The organism is Haematobacter sp. (assembly GCF_032102465.1).
Lineage (GTDB): Bacteria > Pseudomonadota > Alphaproteobacteria > Rhodobacterales > Rhodobacteraceae > Haematobacter.
This window is the reverse complement of the sequence record NZ_DAMDHB010000029.1, coordinates 32,689-51,303: the sequence shown is the minus strand read 5'-3', so window position 1 is coordinate 51,303 and position 18,615 is coordinate 32,689. Positions and strand designations below refer to the sequence as shown.

19 protein-coding genes and 3 pseudogenes are annotated in these 18,615 nt (G+C 62.1%); 7 read left to right on the top strand and 15 right to left on the bottom strand.

Going from position 1 to position 18,615, the window contains the following annotated elements:
* Positions 1-20 precede the first annotated feature (20 nt).
* Positions 21-2,288: a heavy metal translocating P-type ATPase gene (locus RT513_RS15835; protein WP_313534147.1), complete on the bottom strand. Its 2,268-nt coding sequence runs from the start codon at positions 2,286-2,288 to the stop codon at positions 21-23.
* A 164-nt stretch (positions 2,289-2,452) separates the two neighbouring features.
* Here RT513_RS15835 and RT513_RS15830 point away from each other — a divergent pair, with 164 nt between their 5' ends.
* The gene (locus RT513_RS15830; RefSeq protein WP_035714813.1) at positions 2,453-2,650 is read left to right on the top strand and encodes a heavy-metal-associated domain-containing protein; all 198 of its coding nucleotides are present in this window, start codon (positions 2,453-2,455) and stop codon (positions 2,648-2,650) included.
* Positions 2,651-2,845: 195 nt separating this feature from the next.
* A complete protein-coding gene (locus RT513_RS15825) occupies positions 2,846-5,074 on the top strand; it encodes a copper-transporting P-type ATPase (protein WP_409518421.1) in 2,229 nt (742 codons plus the stop codon).
* Positions 5,075-5,204: 130 nt separating this feature from the next.
* On the opposite strand, the gene RT513_RS15820 is transcribed toward RT513_RS15825, so the two are convergent.
* The 5 genes from RT513_RS15820 to RT513_RS15800 all read right to left on the bottom strand — a co-directional run bounded on the left by RT513_RS15820 (position 5,205) and on the right by RT513_RS15800 (position 8,619).
* Complete coding sequence (locus tag RT513_RS15820) at positions 5,205-5,630, bottom strand: cytochrome c (RefSeq protein ID WP_313534146.1); 426 nt, start codon at positions 5,628-5,630, stop codon at positions 5,205-5,207.
* Positions 5,631-5,729: 99 nt separating this feature from the next.
* Positions 5,730-6,164: a c-type cytochrome gene (locus RT513_RS15815; RefSeq protein WP_035714805.1), complete on the bottom strand. Its 435-nt coding sequence runs from the start codon at positions 6,162-6,164 to the stop codon at positions 5,730-5,732.
* Positions 6,161-7,651 carry a multicopper oxidase family protein gene (locus tag RT513_RS15810; RefSeq protein WP_035714802.1) on the bottom strand — a complete coding sequence of 497 codons (1,491 nt, stop codon included), beginning with the start codon at positions 7,649-7,651 and terminating at the stop codon, positions 6,161-6,163. Before RT513_RS15810 ends, RT513_RS15815 begins: the two co-directional genes overlap by 4 nt.
* Positions 7,652-7,719: 68 nt before the next feature.
* Positions 7,720-8,070 carry a hypothetical protein gene (locus RT513_RS15805; protein WP_313534145.1) on the bottom strand — a complete coding sequence of 117 codons (351 nt, stop codon included), beginning with the start codon at positions 8,068-8,070 and terminating at the stop codon, positions 7,720-7,722.
* 111 nt (positions 8,071-8,181) lie between these two features.
* Positions 8,182-8,619, bottom strand: a complete 438-nt coding sequence (locus RT513_RS15800; RefSeq protein ID WP_035714825.1) for an Lrp/AsnC family transcriptional regulator — start codon at positions 8,617-8,619, stop codon at positions 8,182-8,184.
* A gap of 91 nt (positions 8,620-8,710) precedes the next feature.
* Here RT513_RS15800 and RT513_RS15795 point away from each other — a divergent pair.
* The 3 genes and pseudogenes from RT513_RS15795 to RT513_RS15785 form a co-directional block, all read left to right on the top strand.
* A pseudogene (locus RT513_RS15795) lies at positions 8,711-8,833 on the top strand (IS3 family transposase); the annotation flags it as partial.
* A 5-nt stretch (positions 8,834-8,838) separates the two neighbouring features.
* Positions 8,839-8,970 (top strand): annotated as a pseudogene (locus RT513_RS15790) (IS256 family transposase); the annotation flags it as partial.
* Between the two features lie 186 nt (positions 8,971-9,156).
* Positions 9,157-9,549 (top strand): group III truncated hemoglobin, encoded by a 393-nt coding sequence (locus RT513_RS15785; protein ID WP_035714797.1) that lies wholly within the window; start codon positions 9,157-9,159, stop codon positions 9,547-9,549.
* Positions 9,550-9,673: 124 nt separating this feature from the next.
* Here the strand turns inward: RT513_RS15785 and RT513_RS15780 are convergent, their stop codons facing one another.
* Positions 9,674-10,375 carry a VIT1/CCC1 transporter family protein gene (locus RT513_RS15780; RefSeq protein WP_020952702.1) on the bottom strand — a complete coding sequence of 234 codons (702 nt, stop codon included), beginning with the start codon at positions 10,373-10,375 and terminating at the stop codon, positions 9,674-9,676.
* Positions 10,376-10,629: 254 nt separating this feature from the next.
* Between RT513_RS15780 and RT513_RS15775 the strand changes: the two genes are divergently transcribed.
* Both RT513_RS15775 and RT513_RS15770 read left to right on the top strand, forming a co-directional pair.
* Positions 10,630-12,585, top strand: a complete 1,956-nt coding sequence (locus tag RT513_RS15775; RefSeq protein WP_051911451.1) for a heavy metal translocating P-type ATPase — start codon at positions 10,630-10,632, stop codon at positions 12,583-12,585.
* Positions 12,578-13,030 carry a universal stress protein gene (locus RT513_RS15770; RefSeq protein ID WP_035714791.1) on the top strand — a complete coding sequence of 151 codons (453 nt, stop codon included), beginning with the start codon at positions 12,578-12,580 and terminating at the stop codon, positions 13,028-13,030. Before RT513_RS15775 ends, RT513_RS15770 begins: the two co-directional genes overlap by 8 nt.
* Before the next feature lie 274 nt (positions 13,031-13,304).
* Here RT513_RS15770 and RT513_RS15765 read toward each other — a convergent pair.
* The 8 genes and pseudogenes from RT513_RS15765 to RT513_RS15730 form a co-directional block, all read right to left on the bottom strand.
* Positions 13,305-13,553, bottom strand: a pseudogene (locus RT513_RS15765) (IS5/IS1182 family transposase); the annotation flags it as partial.
* Between the two features lie 230 nt (positions 13,554-13,783).
* On the bottom strand, positions 13,784-14,629 hold the full coding sequence (locus RT513_RS15760; protein WP_248700128.1) for a cation:proton antiporter: 846 nt from the start codon (positions 14,627-14,629) through the stop codon (positions 13,784-13,786).
* A gap of 49 nt (positions 14,630-14,678) precedes the next feature.
* On the bottom strand, positions 14,679-15,101 hold the full coding sequence (gene trxC, locus RT513_RS15755) for a thioredoxin TrxC (protein ID WP_035714786.1): 423 nt from the start codon (positions 15,099-15,101) through the stop codon (positions 14,679-14,681).
* 57 nt (positions 15,102-15,158) lie between these two features.
* Positions 15,159-16,001, bottom strand: a complete 843-nt coding sequence (locus tag RT513_RS15750; RefSeq protein WP_035714783.1) for an SDH family Clp fold serine proteinase — start codon at positions 15,999-16,001, stop codon at positions 15,159-15,161.
* The gene (locus RT513_RS15745) at positions 15,992-16,630 is read right to left on the bottom strand and encodes a rhomboid family intramembrane serine protease (RefSeq protein WP_313534144.1); all 639 of its coding nucleotides are present in this window, start codon (positions 16,628-16,630) and stop codon (positions 15,992-15,994) included. The genes RT513_RS15750 and RT513_RS15745 overlap by 10 nt, the downstream gene beginning before the upstream one ends.
* 192 nt (positions 16,631-16,822) lie before the next feature.
* Positions 16,823-17,305: a bacterioferritin gene (locus tag RT513_RS15740; RefSeq protein WP_035714779.1), complete on the bottom strand. Its 483-nt coding sequence runs from the start codon at positions 17,303-17,305 to the stop codon at positions 16,823-16,825.
* 53 nt (positions 17,306-17,358) lie between these two features.
* Positions 17,359-17,874 (bottom strand): NADH dehydrogenase ubiquinone Fe-S protein 4, encoded by a 516-nt coding sequence (locus RT513_RS15735; protein ID WP_313534143.1) that lies wholly within the window; start codon positions 17,872-17,874, stop codon positions 17,359-17,361.
* 67 nt (positions 17,875-17,941) lie between these two features.
* Positions 17,942-18,562, bottom strand: coding sequence for a hypothetical protein (locus tag RT513_RS15730; protein ID WP_035714820.1), 621 nt, complete (start codon positions 18,560-18,562; stop codon positions 17,942-17,944).
* Positions 18,563-18,615 lie beyond the last annotated feature (53 nt).

Sequence of the window (18,615 nt, the reverse complement as noted above, 5' to 3'; positions counted from 1 at the left end):
CGCTCGGATACAGGCGATCTTCACCTCAAACGACACGCCACTTGGGGAATGCAGGCAGACATAAGGACCACGTGCGCGGTTTCAATCGCGATATCGGTACCGGTACCGATGGCAAGGCCCACATCTGCCTCTGCCAGCGCCGGTGCATCGTTTATCCCGTCCCCCACATAAGCGAGGCTGCCATATTCGGCCTTCAGACGACGCACCGTTTCAACTTTGCCTTCCGGCAGGACTTCGGCAACCACTTCGTCAATCCCGAGCTTTGCCGCGATCGCCTCGGCAGTCCGCCGATTGTCACCGGTAATCATTGCCACCTTGATGCCAAGTTCATGGAGCGCCGCAATGGCCGCCGGGGTTGAGGGCTTTATCGGGTCTGCGACGGCCACGATAGCAGCGAGCCGCCCGTCAATCGCCACATAGAGCGGCGTTTTGCCCTCATTCCCAAGCCGCGCGGCTGTGTCGGAAAACTCATCTACATCCAGCCCGAGCTTGATCATATAGCGGTCAGCGCCGACTTCGATCCGGTCCCCGTTGACGGTGGCGCGGACACCATAACCTGTATCGGATGCAAAGTCGGATACGCCAGGGATGGCAAGCCCCTCCTTCCGGGCGGCATCGACGATCGCGCGCGCGACGGGATGCTCGGACTTCGCTTCGACTGCTGCCATTCTCGCGAGAACATCGTCACGATCAAAACCTTTGGCCACCGCGATATCCGTCAGGGCCGGATGCCCCTCGGTCAGGGTTCCGGTCTTGTCCACGGCGACCACTTTGGCATCGCGGAGCAGTTGCAAGGCTTCGCCCTTGCGGAAAAGTACCCCCATTTCAGCGCCGCGGCCCGTCCCCACCATGATAGAAGTCGGGGTGGCTAGACCCATTGCACATGGGCAAGCAATGATCAGGACCGCGACCCCATTCACAAGGGCAAAGGTCAGGGCTGGTTCCGGACCAAGCACCAGCCACACAAGAAAGGTCAGGGCCGCAGCCGCCATGACCACAGGAACAAACCACATCGTCACTCGATCGACCATTGCCTGAATCGGCAGCTTAGAGCCTTGCGCAGATTCGACCATCCGGATGATCTGCGAAAGCACTGTCGCGCCGCCCACTGCGGTGGCACGCAGCGCAAGCGCTCCCTTCTGATTTACCGTCCCGCCGACAACAGTGCTTCCGGTCGTCTTGCGTACCGGGATTGGCTCGCCGGTCATCATGGATTCATCAACGTAGCTTTCGCCCTCAATGACCTCCCCGTCGACCGGTATCCGTTCGCCAGGGCGCAGTTCCACAATATCGTCGTGCGCGACATCGGAGGTTGCGATCTCGACAGTCTGCCCGCTGCGCCGGACACGGGCAGTACGGGCCTGCAGTTGCACAAGCCGCTTGATGGCTTCTGACGTCTTGCCCTTTGCTTTCGCCTCAAGATACCGGCCGAGAAGGATCAGGGTGACGATGACAGATGCAGCTTCGTAATAGACATTCACCGTTCCGGCGGGCAGCAGGGACGGAAGGAAAGTTGCGACGACCGAATAGGCGTAGGCCGCCATCGTACCGACTGCGACCATCGAATTCATATCGGGCGCGAGGCGGAACAGAGCCGGAAACCCTTTCTGGTAGAATCGAAGGCCAGGAAAGAACAACACCAGAGTCGTGAGCGCGAACTGAAAGTACCAGCTTGTCTGTGTTCCGACAGTCTGCATGACCAGATGGTGGACAGCTGGGATGAGGTGTGAGCCCATTTCCAGCAGGAAAACCGGCAGTGTCAGAATGCCCGCGACCAAAAGGTCGTGCTTCAGGCCTGCCCGCTCTGCGTCCTTGCGTGCGCTTGCTTCGGCTTCGGCGGCTCCGGTGTCCCCGATCAGGGCTGCATCATAGCCCGCATTTTCCACCGCTTTCACAAGGTCTTCCGGGGATGCTGTCCCTTCGACCGTCGCCCGCTCGGTTGCGAGGTTGACATGCGCAAAACGGACACCTTTGACACCCGCGAGCGCACGCTCAACCCGACCAACGCATGAAGCACAGGTCATGCCCTCAATCGACAGTTCGGTGTTGGCCAATGGCACGCCATAACCGATATTCTCAACGGTCCTGACCAGAAGATCATATGTCACAGGATTGGAAAAACGGACTTCTGCCTTCTCTGTGGCAAGGTTCACATGTGCCTGTGATACGCCCGGGACCGCCTGAAGCGCCCGCTCTACCCGCCCCACGCAAGATGCGCAGGTCATCCCTTCAATCGGCAATACCACCGTCTGGGCGGTTGATGTCTCCGCCTTCATCTGAACGTTCATGTGGTATCTCCTTCATGCCGCGAATCGTGCGCCTCGCATTTGTGGCGGTTCCAACGGTGTCAAGGTCAACCTATTTTCTCATATTTTTTCGCATGGGCCCTCTTGACCTTCCAACGGTGGAAAGCCCCATATCGCTTGGCATGAGTGGCACAAAGGAGGTTCTCATGCAGCTCCACATCCGGAACATGACCTGCGGCGGCTGTGCACGTGGCGTCACCAAGGCCGTTGAATCAGTGGATCCGCAAGCGCAGGTGAAAGTTGATCTGCAAAAGCGGAACATCGACTTTGCATCGTCTCAACCGGCCAGTGCTTTCGTGGCGGCGCTCTCGGCGGCCGGCTATACCGCAGTGGCCTCGGCCTGACGCGACACCCTTGAAATCGAGATGCCGGGCGACGCAGTTGCCGGGCATCTCTTTTGCGATCACACTTTTCCGCAGATGCGGGGGAGAATAACGCCGTACAAGGGTGCCGTTCTGTAACAGCAGGGTGGTCGCCCTTTGTTTTGTTACATGGTGGCGTCTTCGTCCTTCTCTTTCACTTTCGCCCGGAATTTGCCCATGCCCCCATCTGATCAGAACCACCATGAGCCCCATGCGCATGCCCACCCGCCGGGAGGTCACCACCACCATCATGTCGGGCACGCAGTCAAAAACCACGGTCCGCAGCCCGCTGGTACGGTCTGGACCTGCCCGATGCACCCTGAGATCCGTCGTGACCGGCCCGGCAGCTGCCCAAAATGCGGGATGGCGCTGGAGCCGTTGATTGCCAGCGGCGAGACCGGCCCCTCCGCCGAGCTCGTTGACATGACGCGGCGGTTCTGGATCGGCCTTGTGTTGGCGCTGCCGGTGTTTTTCCTCGAGATGGGCAGCCATCTTGTTCCCGGGCTGCATCATCTGGTACCCCAGTCCTATTCGATCTGGATCCAGTTGGTGCTCGCAACGCCGGTGGTTCTGTGGTGCGGCTGGCCCTTCTTCGCACGGGGCTGGGCCTCGATCGTCAATCGAAGCCTGAACATGTTCACCCTGATCGCGATCGGCACCGGTGCGGCCTGGATCTACAGCATGGTCGCTGCCCTGTTTCCCAGCGTCTTCCCGGCGACATTCCGGGCGGCGGATGGTTCGGTCGATGTCTATTTCGAAGCGGCCGCCGTCATCACGGTTCTGGTCCTTCTGGGGCAGGTTCTTGAACTCAGGGCGCGCGAGCAGACATCGGGTGCTATCCGGGCGCTGATGGATCTGGCCCCCAAGACGGCGCGGCGGATCGCGCCCGATGGCAGCGAGGAAGACGTGGGACTCGATCAGGTGGTGATCGGTGATCTGCTGCGCGTCCGCCCCGGCGAGGCGGTGCCGGTCGATGGTGCGGTGGAAGAGGGCCGGTCTTCGCTGGATGAATCGATGATCACCGGCGAATCCATGCCCGTGACCCGGACAGTCGGCGACCATGTCACTGGCGGCACGATGAACCAGACCGGGGCGCTCGTGATCCGTGCTGAGCGGGTCGGGCAGGACACCATGCTGTCGCGTATCGTGCATATGGTCGCGGATGCACAGCGATCACGCGCCCCGATCCAGCGTATGGCCGATCAGGTTTCGGGCTATTTCGTGCCAGTGGTCATCGCCATCGCGCTGCTGGCCTTTGCCGCCTGGGCAGCCATTGGCCCCGAGCCGCGGTTCGCCCATGCACTGATCGCTGCGGTGGCCGTGCTCATCATCGCCTGCCCCTGCGCCCTCGGCCTTGCAACGCCGATGTCCATCATGGTCGGCGTTGGTAAAGGAGCGGGTGCGGGAGTTCTGATCCGCGATGCGGAAGCGCTGGAGCGGATGGAGAAGGTCGATACGCTGGTCGTAGACAAAACCGGCACCCTGACCGAAGGCAAGCCGGCGGTGACCGGGATCGTCGCCGCTCCGGGCTTCGCCGAGGCGGATATCCTGCGGCTGGCGGCAAGTGTCGAGGCCGTGTCCGAGCATCCACTCGCCCTTGCCATCGTCGCGCGCGCCGAGGCCGCCGGGGTCAGTATCCCTAAAGTTGCGGATTTCGACTCACCCACAGGCAAGGGCGCTTCGGGAACAGTGGACGGGCAGCGCGTCTTCCTCGGCAATGCCGCATTTCTGGCCGAGAACGGGGTGGATGCATCGCCGCTAAGCTCCGAAGCCGATGCGCTGCGCAAGGATGGAGCGACAGCGATCTATATCGGCGTCGACAGCCGTGCCGCCGGGATCTTTGCCATTGCCGATCCTGTCAAGGAGACCACACGAGCCGCGCTGAACGCACTGCACGAGGAGGGGATCCGCATCGTCATGCTGACCGGTGACAACCGGACCACGGCCGAAGCGGTTGCCCGGCAGCTCGGGATCGACGAGGTGGAGGCCGATGTCCTGCCCGATCAAAAGAGTGCGGTGGTCAATCGCCTGCGGGCCGAAGGGCATGTCGTCGCAATGGCCGGGGATGGTGTGAACGACGCGCCCGCCCTCGCCGCAGCTGATGTCGGCATTGCTATGGGACAGGGCACGGATGTCGCCATCGAGAGTTCGGGCGTGACCCTCCTCAAGGGGGACCTGATGGGGATCGTGAAGGCGCGCCGTCTGTCGCAGGCGGTGATGCGCAATATCCGGCAAAACCTTGTCTTCGCCTTCATCTACAACGCTGCGGGCGTGCCGCTGGCGGCGGGGGTGCTCTATCCGCTGTTCGGCCTTCTGCTGTCGCCGATTGTCGCGGCGGCGGCGATGGCGCTCTCTTCGGTCAGCGTGATCGGTAACTCGCTGCGGCTGCGTTCAAAGCGGTTTTGATCGCAGAAAAACCAGCGCGGACCGGGGTGAACCGGTCCGCTGTCTCTCTCAAGGCGCGGAAGACGTCCGTACCTTTGCTTCGGTCAAATAGTTTTGCCGGATTGAAGGCAGTGGAAAAGCTCCCGACACTTCATTCGATCCCGTTTTCTCTCTGCACCTCGCGCACATAGGCGATAATATCTGAAACCTCGGCTTCAGAGAGCCCCGGTTGTGGCGGCATGTTCCCGAACCGCCAATGGTGAGCACGCACACCATTGGACACCGCGAGTTGGAACGCATAATCGCCGTGATGAGGCGGTTCATAGATGCGATGGATCAGGGGCGGACCAGCATCCGTCCCGGCCCCGTTGACGCCATGACAGGCGGCACAGGTGCTGTCGAAGGCGGTGCCCCCCCGTGCAGCAGCCTCCGAGAATTGGGCCGGCACCCGGACGCCTGTCGCTGTGGCTGCGGTCGGTGCGGTGGTGGCATCCGGTTCGCGGCCTACCCAGAATGTGGCTCCGATTACGGCAAGTATGAGGCCTGAGAGGACCCACGGCATTTTTTGTGACTTCATATCCAGTTTCCGTTTAAGGTTCATTGCGCCGGATTTGCCCGACACAGCCGGGCCCTCGCCGAGGCTGATGCGATCTGTTTGCGTCCGACGACCGTCTAGTTATTCAACGCCTGATACCCGGCGCTGATACTTGGCCTCACGCTCTGGCCATGTGCTTTTGATGAATGCCAGCACCGCTTCCATGTCCTCGGGCGTCAGGGCACCCGCGAAGCCTGGCATGTCGCTTTCGTAGCCGTCTCCGACGACAGCGGCGGTGCCGAGCGCGATGATGGAGAGCAGCAAGGCATCGGAATGATGCCAGCTATGCCCGGTCTCATCATGTGGCGGAGCAGGCAGGCGGCCGTTGGCGGCAGGGCTTTGCCAGTCCGGCTGGCCTTCAAGCTGCGCGCCATGGCAGGGCGCGCAGTTTGCAGCATAGACCTGCCGCCCGCGCGACACAGCCGGGTCTGGCCGTGCGCCGGGATCCCAAAAGACCCCGACCCCGGCCAGAATGCCCAGCAGCGCAGCCCCGCCAATCAGACGATGACGCCTCACGCCTGGATCGAGAATGCCGTCATCATGCCTGTCGCCAGATGCGGCATGTGGTGGCAATGCAGCATCCAGTTCGCGGCCTCACCGGCGTCGACGGCAACGGTCACCATCGACATCGGCGGAACATAGACCGTGTCGCGTCGTGCACCCGCCATCCGCCGCCCGTTGACCTCTACGACCTGGAAGCTGTGGCCGTGCAGATGCATCGGGTGACCCATCATCGACATATTGTGGAACATCAACTCGACGCGTTCACCGCTTCTGGCGCCAATCAGGCGGTGATCGCCCCACACCGCGCCATCTATGGTCCAGCGATAGGGCTGCATGCTTCCGCCCAGCATCACCATATGGCTGCGATCGACCGACCGGGACGGCAGGGCATCACGGGCAAGCAGTTGACCTTCCTGCGCCAGATCCACGTCGAAGGCTGCGGCTTCCGTCTCGCCCGTTCCGGCGATCCGGCTGATGCTGGCCCCCGGGGCGGCGAGCACAATGCCGGTGCGCTCGCGTGCACCCTCCCTCAACGCAAGGATCGGCCAGGCCGCGTTTTCACCGGGCAGATCCAGCTCGATATCAAGGCGTTGGCCCATGGCCACGCCAAAACTGGTTCCCGCGCGCGGCCGGATTTCATGGCCATCGACCGCCACCAGCCGCCCTGCGACAGTGCCTGTGTCAATCCAGAAGACGGTTGCGGCTGCGCCGTTGATGATCCGCAACCTTACCCTGCCACCGCGCTCGACCTGGATGATTTCGGGATCGGCAAGCGTGCGGTCATTGGCCAGATAGGCATCCCAGTCATAGTCGTTGAGATCCATCTCCATACCGGACATGCCACCATGCTGCATGTCCGCCATGGTGCCATGTCCCATGGAACTGTGGTCCATCCCCTGCATTGGCGCCGGCGCAGCGCCGCCATGACCCTCTGCGTGACCGCCTCCGTGACTGACTCCATGTCCGCCGGTGATTTCCGCCATGACCTCTTCGGGGGACTTGAACGAGAAATCATGCAGCAGGATCACAACCTCCTGCCTGTCGGCACGGACATCTTCGGGGCGGCGCACGATCAACGGCGCTGCAAGCAACTGCATTTCTTGGATCGGGATATGACTGTGCATCCAGTGGGTTCCTGGCTGCGGCGCAAAGTCGTAACTCCGCTTCTCGCCGGGCGAGAGCGCTGCCATCGGCGCGTCCGGCACCCCGTCCTGTGCATTCGGAGGGATCTGTCCGTGCCAGTGGATCATCGTCGGCACCGGCAGATCGTTGCTCAGATCCACCCTGAAGCGCTCGCCGGGGTTCAGAACAAGGCCTGAGCCCTGCGGCCCGGTCAGGCCAAAGACCGTCGCCGCGCGCCCGTTGATGTCCAGGCTTCGCGTGGTCGCAGAAAGCCCGAGAGCGGTCTCCCCTTGCGCAAAGGCGCGGGAGTTGAATTGAAATGCGGCTGCCATGGCAGCACCTGCGGCAAGGAAGCCGCGTCTGGATACGAAAGGCATGATCTCTCCTCGGGATGTGATCCCGCTTTGCAAGAAAGGGAAAACGGCAGGAATCCCCTGCCGGTCACTCACAGGAGAGAGGAAATGGGAGGGCGACTATCCTCATCGGGAAGGGTTTCCCGGAAGTCGGCGCCGGGCCCCGCGACATATACATCGGTCCTCGGGGCGTATTGCGAAGCATCGGCCAGAACAGGGAAGGGGACCGGGAGCCCGGCGCATACCGCCTTGCACAGGGACACACCGACATTGCAGTCGCTTTGGTCGTCACAGAGCACCGCAGTGCTGCCGAAATGACCTTCCTCATACAGTGCCATGTGGTGATCGGTGTTGTCGGACATGCGGAGCTCATGCGCAGTCGCCGCGACGGGTGAGAGCACAAGAGAGAGCCAGGCAGCAAGGATCAAGACCAAGCGAAGCATGCCATCATGGTAGTTTTCCACTGCCACCTTGTCCATGCGACACTGCCGCCCTGCCGCACACTATAAAGCGAGGAGTCTATGACCGCGTCAGAGCGGCAGTTCAGAGGTGAGCTAGATCTTTTGCATAGGGATGTCGGATTTTACATTCTGAACACCCTTGATCCGGGTCAGATGATCGATCTGGAACTGCCGATAGTCATCGAGATCGCGGGCCACAACGCGCAGCAGAAAGTCGCAATCGCCCGCCATCAGGTGGCACTCGACAATTTGCGGCAGGGCGCTGACGGCATTGGTGAAGTGGTTGACGGTTTCGACATCCTGCCCGGTCAGCCAGACACGGGCGAAGACCGTCATACCCATCCCGATTTCCGCCGGGTCAAGTACCGCGACGTAGCGCTGAATGACACCAGCTTCTTCTAGCGCCTTGACGCGCCGCAGACAGGGCGAGGGCGAAAGCCCGACCTGGGCTGCCAGTTCGATCTTCTGCATCCGACCATCTTTCTGCAATGCGCGCAGAATACGTCGGTCTGTTTCGTCTAGTCTGGTCATGGAAGAGGCGGCGGCGGGAATCTGAACAGCCGGGATAAGTGGATTTTCCGCGTAACGGCAGCATGATGCTGCGAGCGAGGAGAAGACCAAGGCAAGACGACCGCGCCGGAACCACAGCCCGGCTTTCAAGGCGAAAGTAGCGGTAGCCGCGATCAAGGGCGAGAAGACCATGATCGAGCTGGCGCAGGAGTTCGACGTTCACCTGAACCAGATCAAACGGCCATAGCCTTCAAGCTGATGATGTCGGCCCAGAAGAAATGGCGAAAACTCGACGGCCACCACCGCCTCCCAGAAATCATACAGGGGGTTGAGTTCCGCGACGGCCTCCGTCAACTTCAAACCGCCGCCTGATCAAGCGTCACCAACTTTCGACCATAGCTCAGCGAAAATTCCGCTACACATCGGGCCGCCAAGATCCGATGAATGGATCTGGCACTCACTGATGTGAGTTCATAATTCTTATGATGGCCGGGCCACGTTAGAAGCCATGCGCAGAGGAAACGCTCGTAACACAGAGGCCGGTGAAAGGAGGCCAGTATGAATGCGCGTAGGTTTGACATTACCGCCGAAGAAATCGGCGTGGTGGTCGCTCGCTTTTACGCAGACATTCGCCACCATCCAGTTCTTGGGCCAGTTTTTGCGCGGCACGTCACGGATTGGTCAGAGCATGAAAGCAGGATCATGTCTTTCTGGCGTAACGCGATCCTGCGCGAACAGGGCTACGATGGAAACCCCATGTTCGTTCACAAAGAGGCAGGAGACATACGCGCTGAGATGTTTCCAATATGGCTGGACCTCTTTGATACAGTGCTGGCTGCTAACCTCACAATAGATCAGGCCCGCAATTGGTCAGCCCTCGCGCACCGGATTGGCAAGGGCCTCAGCTATGGGCTTGCGCAGGCTGGCGATCCCCCAAACCTCCGCCGCTGATAGAGAGGCTGCAGTTTCATCAACCAAATCTTCGACAATGCCAGAGCCGTTAAACCGGGCCCTTTTGAACTCTAAAATACCTTTCCCCCGATCCCCAAGAAGGGGGGATAGCCCCCCTGCCTGCCTAAACCGCGACCCCAAATAGTTTCCCGATAGCGGCGGTCACTGCCATCGCGGCACCGCCCCAGAAGACCACACGCAGTGTTGGTCGCAACAACTTGGCTCCGCCGGCCCAAGCCCCGAGAGCCCCGAGAACGGCAAGCGCGAGCAGCGTTGTCACAGTAACCACGACGGCGACAGTTTCTGCGGGTGAGACGAGCGCAGCAACCATCGGCACAGCCCCGGCCAAAGTGAACGTGAGCCCAGAGGCAAAGGCAGCCTGTAAGGGATTGGCGCTATGCACCTCAGAGAGGCCGAGTTCATCTCGCACATGGGCCCCAAGCGCGTCAGCTTCGGTCAACTCGCGCGCGACAAGCGCTGCCGTCGCGGGCGAGAGACCTCGGCTCTCCCAGATAGAAGCCAGTTCCGCCTCCTCCTCCGCGGGTGTCTCGCGCAGAGCCTGCGCCTCACGGGCGATGTCAGCACCTTCAATATCCGATTGTGAGCTAACCGAGACATATTCCCCCGCCGCCATGGACATCGCCCCGGCGGCCAATCCCGCGGCGCCTGCGATGAACACCGCCTCTGCGGAAGGATTGGCGACCGCCACGCCCACGATGAGCGCCGAGATCGAGACGATCCCATCGTTGGCGCCGAGCACCGCGGCCCGCAACCAACCGCTGCGGTTGACGAAATGTACTTCTTCATGGGCTGACTGATAGGTCATGGCCGTCCCGCTCCAATTTCATACTGTCGATCTGACCCTGTAGATTCCAGGCCGCGCCAAAGCTTCACCGCTCATCCGCGCTCGATGGATTGAAACGCTGACGAGGCCATCGACTTCCTTAAACTTCCGGTAACAATGTAGGGTGAACCGGATCATTGCAATTGATCTGGGTCATAGCCGACGTTGGACGGAATGAATTATCGGCTCCTCATGCGCCGAACCCGCCGCATGCGTGTCAACACAGGAAGCTTCCTATGCCCAGCACCGCCCCTGTAAGTCTTGAAGAACGCCTCATGCTTCCCCTCACGCTCGCGGCGAGTTTCGGCATGGCGGCCGCCTTCTTCGGCACCTTCGTGCTGCCGGGGATCTGGCTCACGGCAGGGCTTGCACTTGTCTATCTTGCGGCCGGGCTTCCGACGGGGCTGCGCGCGCTTGGTGCACTTTTCAAGGACCACGTGCTCGACATCGACCTGTTGATGATCATCGCGGCTTTGGCCGCGCTTGCGGTAGGCGCCCCACTGGAGGGGGCGGTTCTCCTCACGCTCTTCAGCATTTCTGGCACGCTGGAGCATCGCGCTATGGGCCGCGCCCGCCGCGCGATCGAGGCGCTGATGGCGCTGCGCCCCGAGACTGCACTGCGGCTGAGCGCCACGGGCGCGACAGAGGAAATCCCCGTCGCGGCGCTTCGCGAGGGGGATTTGCTTGTCCTGCGTCCGGGCGCGCGCGTGCCCGTGGATGGCGTGCTTGTCACCGGCGAAGGCACGGTCGACGAGGCGACGATCACCGGAGAGTCGATGCCCGTCTCAAAGGTGCCCGGAGCGAAGCTTTTCGAGGCGACGGTCAACCTCAATTCCGTGCTGACCATGCGCGCAAGCGCCACCGTCGAAAGCAGCACCGTGGCGCGGATGATCGACATGGTGACCGAGGCCCAAGCCGCCCGCGCGCCGTCCGAGACCTTCAGCGCCTGGTTCGGGCAGCGCTACACCGTGGCCGTGCTTTTGGGGGCCATGCTGGCCTTTGTGGTTCTGTGGGGGATGGGGGCTTCCGCCTCCGACGCCCTCTACCGCGCTGCGGTGCTGCTGGTGGCGGCAAGCCCTTGCGCCGTGGTGATCTCGGTGCCCGCCGCCATGCTGTCGGCGCTGGCGGCTGCGGCACGGGGCGGCGTGTTGTTCAAAGGTGGCGCGGCGCTTGAAGCCTTGGCAGAAGTGAAGAGCTTTTCCTTTGACAAAACCGGCACCCTGACCACCGGAGTTGCAGAGGTCACCGACCTCACCTCAGAGATCCCCGAGGGGCGCATGCTGGCGCTGCTCTCGGGTTTGGAGGCGCAGTCCGAGCATCCGATCGCCGCCGCGATCCGGCGCCGGGCAGAGGCCGAGGGGCTTGCCCCCGCCGCCATCCGGGATGTCGTGACCCATCCCAGTGAGGGCATCACCGGGATCGACGAAGAGGGGCCGATCTGGGCCGGAAACCAGCGCATGCTGGAGCGGATGGGGGCGCGGGTCGATACGGCCGGGGCGCAGCGGCTGAAGGCCTCGGCCCAAACCGTCACCTGGATCGGGCGTGGCGAGCAGCTGATCGGCGGCGTCACGGTGGCAGACCGCCCGCGGCCAAGCTCTGCCGCCGGGCTTTCGCAACTGCGTGCGGCGGGGGTGGCGCAGCTGGCCCTGATGACCGGGGATCGCCGCCCGGTGGCCGAACGGATCGGGCGGGAGCTCGGCTTTTCCGATGCGGAAATCCACGCCGAATTGTTGCCGGAAGACAAGGTCAAACTGGTTGCCGCGCTTGCCGAAAAGGGCCGGACGGCCTTCGTCGGCGACGGGGTGAATGATGCCGCTGCCCTTGCCCGGGCGGATGTCGGCGTCGCCATGGGGGTTGCGGGCAGTGAAGTGGCGCTGCAGGCCGCAGATGTGGCGCTTCTGTCCGAGGACATGACCCGCCTTGCCGCCGCCCGGACACTGGCCTTGCGTACCCGCCGGATCATCCGGCAGAACCTCGGCTTTGCCTTGGCGATGATGGTGCTTCTGGTGGTCTCGGCGCTATTTTTCGAGCTGCCTTTGCCGCTTGCCGTCATCGGCCATGAAGGGGGCACGGTTCTGGTGGTGCTAAACGGGTTGCGGCTGCTCGCCGATCCGATCCGCAATGATCGCGGCGCGGCGCGAAAAGCGGCCTCGCATCCCTCCTCCCAACCTCAAGAGGTTTCTCATGTATAACCACATCCTTATCACCACCGATGGCTCTGAGAACGCGGGCCTCGGCCTTGAGCATGGCATTGCACTTGCATCCAGCATCGGCGCTGCGGTGACGATCCTGACTGTGACGCCGCCCTTCCCGATTGCAGCAGCGGCGATGGGGGCCGGGGCATACACGCCAGCGGCGGTTCTCGAGGGCTATGATCAGGCGCAGCGCGAAACGGCAGAGCGGATCCTTGAGGCCGCCGCAGAGCGTGCGAGACATGCGGGCGTTTCTGCAACCGCCCTGCATGTGCCTGATGCCACGCCTGCTGATACTATCTTAGAGCGCGCCGAGGCACTCGGTTGCGATCTCATCTGTATGGCCTCTCACGGGCGGCGCGGGCTGAAGCGGATGCTACTTGGCAGTCAGGCAACCGAGGTTGTGACCCGTTCCGCAATCCCCGTCTTGGTCGTGCGGGCCTGACACCCCTTGGCCCGCTGCGAAGCGGGCCGGGCCGAATACAGAAGGTTGGGATGACCCGAACACCTGCAGAATTCTGGCGAGAGCATTAGATTTTCCTTCCTTTCGAGGAGAAAGAGAGTTCGCATGGAGCTCTGAAGCCTGCGGAAAAGCAAATGAGCGATGCGTGGCTATCAGATGCTACGAGCCCGCATGGTGTTCGCGGTAAGGCCAAGTCAACGCCGCGAGCTCGATTGTTCGTGGTGCACATCTGCTTCTCCTGATCTGTCCGCGACCGTTGCGCCAAAAGTCTCCTTGTCGTGTTCGAATGAATTCTGCAACAAGCCCGGCTGGCCCGGATCAACCGTTCCGGCGCGATCGAGGGGCGGCCAAAATCGACATAAAGGTGATCAAAATCTTCATCGAGGCTGGCCAGCGCATCGTTCACGACCTGCCGGATCTTTCGCAGCGGATGCCGAGCGGGGATGCGCTCTTCAAGATCGACATAGCTGAACAGCGACCCGTTCTTCTCGTCCGTTCCCCGCATAATTCACCTCCGACGCTGTCCTGCCGGAGGTGAATCATGCTCTGCAATCCACGTCGAGGACGGACTAAGCGATATGGCTTGAGGGGCTGCGTTCTTCTCTACTATAATAGAGGCGCTCGACGATCCTGTCTCCTCGAGCGCCTCTCGTGACCGTCAGCCAATCAATAAAAGGCCTTTAGCGGTCAGCGCAGCGACAGAAACGCCCCTTGCATCCACTTACAAACGGTCGATTATTGATGGCATATGAAATTGCAAATGGCCTGTTTTGATGCCCCTGATCGGCTAATCTCGTTCTCGACCGCATGGCGCGCGTCGCCCTCGCCGATAATCATGCCGGCCGCAAATGCGGCGAGTGCCGGAGAAAGGCCGGCGGTGGCCGCGACAATCGCGGAGCCTAGTGCTATGGTGAGCGCGAGGAGTTGGGCAAGTTCCGGATCGCCACGCGACGCTACCCAACGGGCAAGTATCTGCACCGGGCCACGGGCAATGAACAGAGCTGCAACCAATGCCGTTGCACCGGCGACGACCGTTATCACGGCATACCCTTCGGCGGCCCCGCTCATTGCATCGTGAAGAATCAGAAATGCGACGGCTGCCAAATCCTGAAACAGAAGCACTGCAATGGCGAGGCGCCCTTGGGCCGATCCTAGAGCGTTCACGCTTGCGAGCACCTTGAGGCACATGGCCGTGGACGACATGGCAACGGCCCCGCCGACAAGGATCGCGGCGACGGGCGCGAGGCCGAATGCCAGACTTCCCACGACCGCAGCGAGTATTGTCGTGATCGCGACCTGCGCGCCGCCGACACCGAAAACGTGATGCCTGAGCGTCACAAGCTTCTCGAACGAGAATTCGAGGCCGAGCGCGAACAGCAAGAGTATCACGCCAATCTCGCCGATGTTGGTGAGGGCGGTGCTTTGAGCAAGCAGGCCGAAACCGGCCGGCCCAATCAACAGACCGGTCAGGATGTATCCCACGATGCTGGGCACGCCGATCCGTGAGCACGTCGTGACGAACACGAATGCCACTCCGACCAGCAGGGCCGCACTTTCGAGAAATCCGGTCACGCTGTGCATTTGACTTATCCAAATCGCATGGCGCAGGGAAGGCCAGGAGCCAAAATCATCAGAGCCGGGATTGCGTCCATTGCGCAATCTGGGCGGCAGACATCGCGCCGCTCTGGCGCACGATTTCCTTGCCGCCTTTGAAGAGGATCATGGTGGGAATGCCGCGGATCTCGTAGCGGCCGGCGATCTGCTGTTCGGCTTCCGTATTGAGCTTGCCCAGGCGGACACGGGGTTCGAGCGAGCGCGCCGCCGCTTCGAATTGGGGCGCCATCATCTTGCATGGCCCGCACCACTCGGCCCAGAAATCGACGAGCAACGGCAGGTCGGCATTAGCGTGGCGGTCGAAATTCGCCGCCGTTAGCGTAACCGGATGGCCCTGAAAGAGGGCGCCGCCGCAGCGTCCGCAATTGGGATTGTCGCCCAGGCGCTCTTGCGGCACCCGGTTGGTGGAATTGCAGTTCGGGCAGATAACGGTCGTCATTTGGTTTCCTTTGCTGAGCAGGCCCGGTCTTCCGGGCGGTGGATGGTTCTCTCGACGTCAGTGGCCAGACAGGCCGCGGCGCGCCTCGCGTTCTCGCGGCACGGGCAGATATTCGACGCCGCTGCCCTGCCGCCGGACAGGCTGCGGGTAAAGCGTCATCAGTTCCAGGACTTCCTTGGGCATGTCCGTTCCGACGGGCAGGCCCAGCTCGCGTGCCTCATCGGCGGAGATCGGATAATCATGGGTCCAGGTGCCGGTCGCCAGTTTCGCCGCCACATCCGCCGCCCGGGCCTCATCCATTTTGTCCGAGAGAAGCCGCTTCGCGAAGGCCTCGATCTGCGCGATGGCCTTGCGACCGACATCGGCCATGATCAGCGTCTGGTCGTCGATCTCGGCGATGGGTTTTTCCTCGACGACCTTGATCAGCGAGGCGGCGGGCATCTGGCCGAGTTGCGGATCGACGGGGCCCAGCACGGAATGCTCGCACATCACGATCTCGTCGGCGGCAAGCGCGATCAAGGTGCCGCCCGACATCGCGTAATGCGGCACGAACACGGTGACCTTTCCCTTATGGCCCTGAATGGCCCGCGCGATCTGGGTTGCTGCCAGCACCAGCCCACCCGGCGTGTGCAGCACGATATCGAGCGGCACCTCGTCGTCGGTCATCTGGATCGCACGCAGGACTTCCTCGGAATCGTTGACGTCGATGTAGCGCATCAGGGGAAAGCCCAGCAGGTTCATGGTCTCCTGCCGGTGGATCAGCGAGATGACGCGGCTCGCGCGTTTCTTCTCGATCTGGGCAATCTTGCGGGTGCGCATCGCCTCCAGATATCTGCGCTGAAGCACCGGTTGCAGCGCAGAGAAGATGAAGAAGAGCCAGAAAAGCTGCGTTATGTCCATGGACCTTGTCCTCCTTGCCGTCGGCCGTCGGGCAAAAAGCCGTAGATGCCTTCGTCGCGGTAATAGTTGCGATAGCCGTCGGCGCGCCTTCGAAGGAATGGCGTGACGAGCCAACCGGCGACGAACCCGCCGATATGCGCCCACCAGGCGACGCCGCCCATGGCCTGATCGCCCAGCGACAGGATGCCGGGGATCACCTGCAGGCCGAGCCAGATCATCGCGAAGCCAAGGGCCGGGACCTCGAAGAACAGCGGCAGGGAGAGAACCGGCACCATCACCACCAGCTTCGCCGCCGGAAACATGCGCGCATAAGCGCCGATCACGCCCGCGATCGCGCCGGATGCGCCGAGCGCGGGAATTACGGAATCGGGGTTGGCCAGGGCATGCGCCAGGCTGGCCGCGATACCGCAGAACAGATAGAACAGCGTGAACCGGCCCGGCCCAAGCCGGTCCTCGACCGCGGGGCCGAAAATCCAGAGCGTCCACATGTTCAAGATGAGGTGAAGCCAGCCCCCGTGCAGGAAGATATTGGTCAGGAATGGGGTCCAGCCGGACGGGGCGATGAGGCTTAGCTGTCCGAAGAAGCGCGAAGGCACCAGCGCGAACTCGAAAAGGAACCTGTCTACCACGCGCGGCGGCAGGCTTGTCTGATAGAGAAACGCGAGGACGTTCGCAGCAATGAGCGCCCATATGATGACGGGCGGGTAACGGCGTGCGACGCTGTCAAGATAGGGAAACAGTGGCAGTCTCCGCGTTCATCGGGGTGTCTGGCGGTCGTGGCGGAGCAAGGCGCGCGCGCGCGCGCGCCTTGCCCCTCGCCGTCACGCTTTGGCCTTGGTCTCATCGAGGAAGCGCAGGCTGTAACTGGCCTCGCCCAGCCTTTCGATAAGCTCGAGCTGCAACTCCAGCCAGGCCTTGTGCCCTTCCTCGTCGAGCACGATTTCCTCGAACAGCATTCGCGATCCGATGTCGTTTTCCTCTGCCGCGGCGCGTGCCGCCTGGCTGTAGAAGGCAATCGCCTCTTCCTCGTCCTTGAGGTCGGCTTCAAACATCTCGCGCAGGGTCTTTGCCCGAACCGGCGGCTTGTCGAAAGCCACCTCGGGCTCACCCTTGAGAAACAGGATCCGCTCCAGAAAGCGGTCGGAATGGCCGCCTTCCTCGGTCTGTTCCTCGCGCATCTGCGCGGCGAGACCGACAAGGCCCCAGTCCTCCAGGACATGGGCATGAAGCTGATACTGGTGTGTGGCGCTGATCTCCATCCTGAGCGCCTTGTTCAGGTTATCGATGGTTTTGGCGTTGGACATTCCATCTCTCCTCGGTTGGGTTATGGTAAAGTATCAGCTCCGCAGGCGGGGCGTCACGTCTTGCGCCGCCCCGCCGCGACGGTCACGCCCGTCCAGGCCGGCGGATCAGAAGCGGGGAAGGATTCGAGCGAGGCTTCGAGGACCGGATCGAATTCGGCCTCTTCTTGGGACGACAGGTCCACCGTGCCTTTCTGCTCGACTGCGCGCCGGATTGGGTGGTCCGTGCGACCCCGATCCAGGCGGAACGGTATGCGAAAGGCGTTCGGGGCGTCGGCGCCGTTATAGAGGCGATGCCGCTCCTCTCCCCGCCAGGGGTTAGGCGTGGGGCGGCGCGGGGCGTCCTCACGCACGATATAGCGCCAGTCCTGCCGCTCGGCGAAGTCCACGGCGCTATCACGGTCGGGGAATTTCAGCCGGATCGGGCGATAGGGATCGTCGCTGGACGTGTATCCCATCAGCGGCTCGATCTGCGGCGGCCGGGACGGCTCGAACTCGAGGATCCAGTAGTTGGGCCGAGGCGCCGATGTCATCGCGGAACGGGCAGGACGGTAGATGATTGCCGTCGGCACGTCCCAGGATGGCAGATCGGTTCCAGGAATTTTCGGCGGGAATGGTGGGCGATTATGGCCGCGCATATCAGTTCTCCCGGGTGTCGGTAGATACGAGAAGGTGACGGTCGAGATCGCCGAGTTTTTCCATTCGCCTCGAATTCAGGCGAACGGCGCGTTCGGTGTTCTGCGAAGGAAAGGCAGCAGCGTGCAGGACGTCCGACCGCATCGCTATCGTGAGATCGGCGACGGCATTCATCACGCCCTCTCCGTCCCCGTCCGAGAGCGTGCCGTCAGCAAAACCGGACTGCAAGCTCTCCAGTACCTGCTCGAAGCTGGACACGCCCCCTGCACTCGCGACCACAGCCAGCTTGTGGCTGAGAACACGCAGTTCATCGATCAGCTTCGCATCGTGCCTTGCGGTTTCCACGATCTCTGCGACCTTCTCGATGCAGGCCATGTAAATGTCGCATTGCTGCTGGAGGATGATGACCCTTCCTTCCTTGCGAAGCTCGAGATCGGTCTGGCGATTGAGAAGCGCCGCGGTCAGAATGATCGTCACGACAGCGCCGAGGAAGATGAGTGTCATCTCCTGCGCGAAAGGCAGTATGTCTTCGGCAAGATACATCGAACGAAAAACGAAAACGATGCCGATGCCCAAGGCAGCAGCCGCAGCAGCAAATGCCAAGTCAGGCAGGCGGCTCGACATCAGCACCTCGCATTTTCGGTGTCAAGGGGGCATGCACGGCCTTGCATCGGCGC

Coding starts and splice junctions, on each gene's coding strand:
- RT513_RS15780 (WP_020952702.1), bottom strand. CDS start 10,375: ATGACCTATCAGTCAGCCCATGAAGAAGTACATTTCGTCAACCGCAGC.
- RT513_RS15825 (WP_409518421.1), top strand. CDS start 2,846: ATGCCCCCATCTGATCAGAACCACCATGAGCCCCATGCGCATGCCCAC.
- RT513_RS15820 (WP_313534146.1), bottom strand. CDS start 5,630: ATGAAGTCACAAAAAATGCCGTGGGTCCTCTCAGGCCTCATACTTGCC.
- trxC (WP_035714786.1), bottom strand. CDS start 15,101: ATGACGACCGTTATCTGCCCGAACTGCAATTCCACCAACCGGGTGCCG.
- RT513_RS15810 (WP_035714802.1), bottom strand. CDS start 7,651: ATGCCTTTCGTATCCAGACGCGGCTTCCTTGCCGCAGGTGCTGCCATG.
- RT513_RS15770 (WP_035714791.1), top strand. CDS start 12,578: ATGTATAACCACATCCTTATCACCACCGATGGCTCTGAGAACGCGGGC.
- RT513_RS15785 (WP_035714797.1), top strand. CDS start 9,157: ATGAATGCGCGTAGGTTTGACATTACCGCCGAAGAAATCGGCGTGGTG.
- RT513_RS15760 (WP_248700128.1), bottom strand. CDS start 14,629: ATGCACAGCGTGACCGGATTTCTCGAAAGTGCGGCCCTGCTGGTCGGA.
- RT513_RS15775 (WP_051911451.1), top strand. CDS start 10,630: ATGCCCAGCACCGCCCCTGTAAGTCTTGAAGAACGCCTCATGCTTCCC.
- RT513_RS15835 (WP_313534147.1), bottom strand. CDS start 2,288: ATGAACGTTCAGATGAAGGCGGAGACATCAACCGCCCAGACGGTGGTA.
- RT513_RS15805 (WP_313534145.1), bottom strand. CDS start 8,070: ATGCTTCGCTTGGTCTTGATCCTTGCTGCCTGGCTCTCTCTTGTGCTC.
- RT513_RS15750 (WP_035714783.1), bottom strand. CDS start 16,001: ATGGACATAACGCAGCTTTTCTGGCTCTTCTTCATCTTCTCTGCGCTG.
- RT513_RS15730 (WP_035714820.1), bottom strand. CDS start 18,562: ATGTCGAGCCGCCTGCCTGACTTGGCATTTGCTGCTGCGGCTGCTGCC.
- RT513_RS15800 (WP_035714825.1), bottom strand. CDS start 8,619: ATGACCAGACTAGACGAAACAGACCGACGTATTCTGCGCGCATTGCAG.
- RT513_RS15830 (WP_035714813.1), top strand. CDS start 2,453: ATGCAGCTCCACATCCGGAACATGACCTGCGGCGGCTGTGCACGTGGC.
- RT513_RS15740 (WP_035714779.1), bottom strand. CDS start 17,305: ATGTCCAACGCCAAAACCATCGATAACCTGAACAAGGCGCTCAGGATG.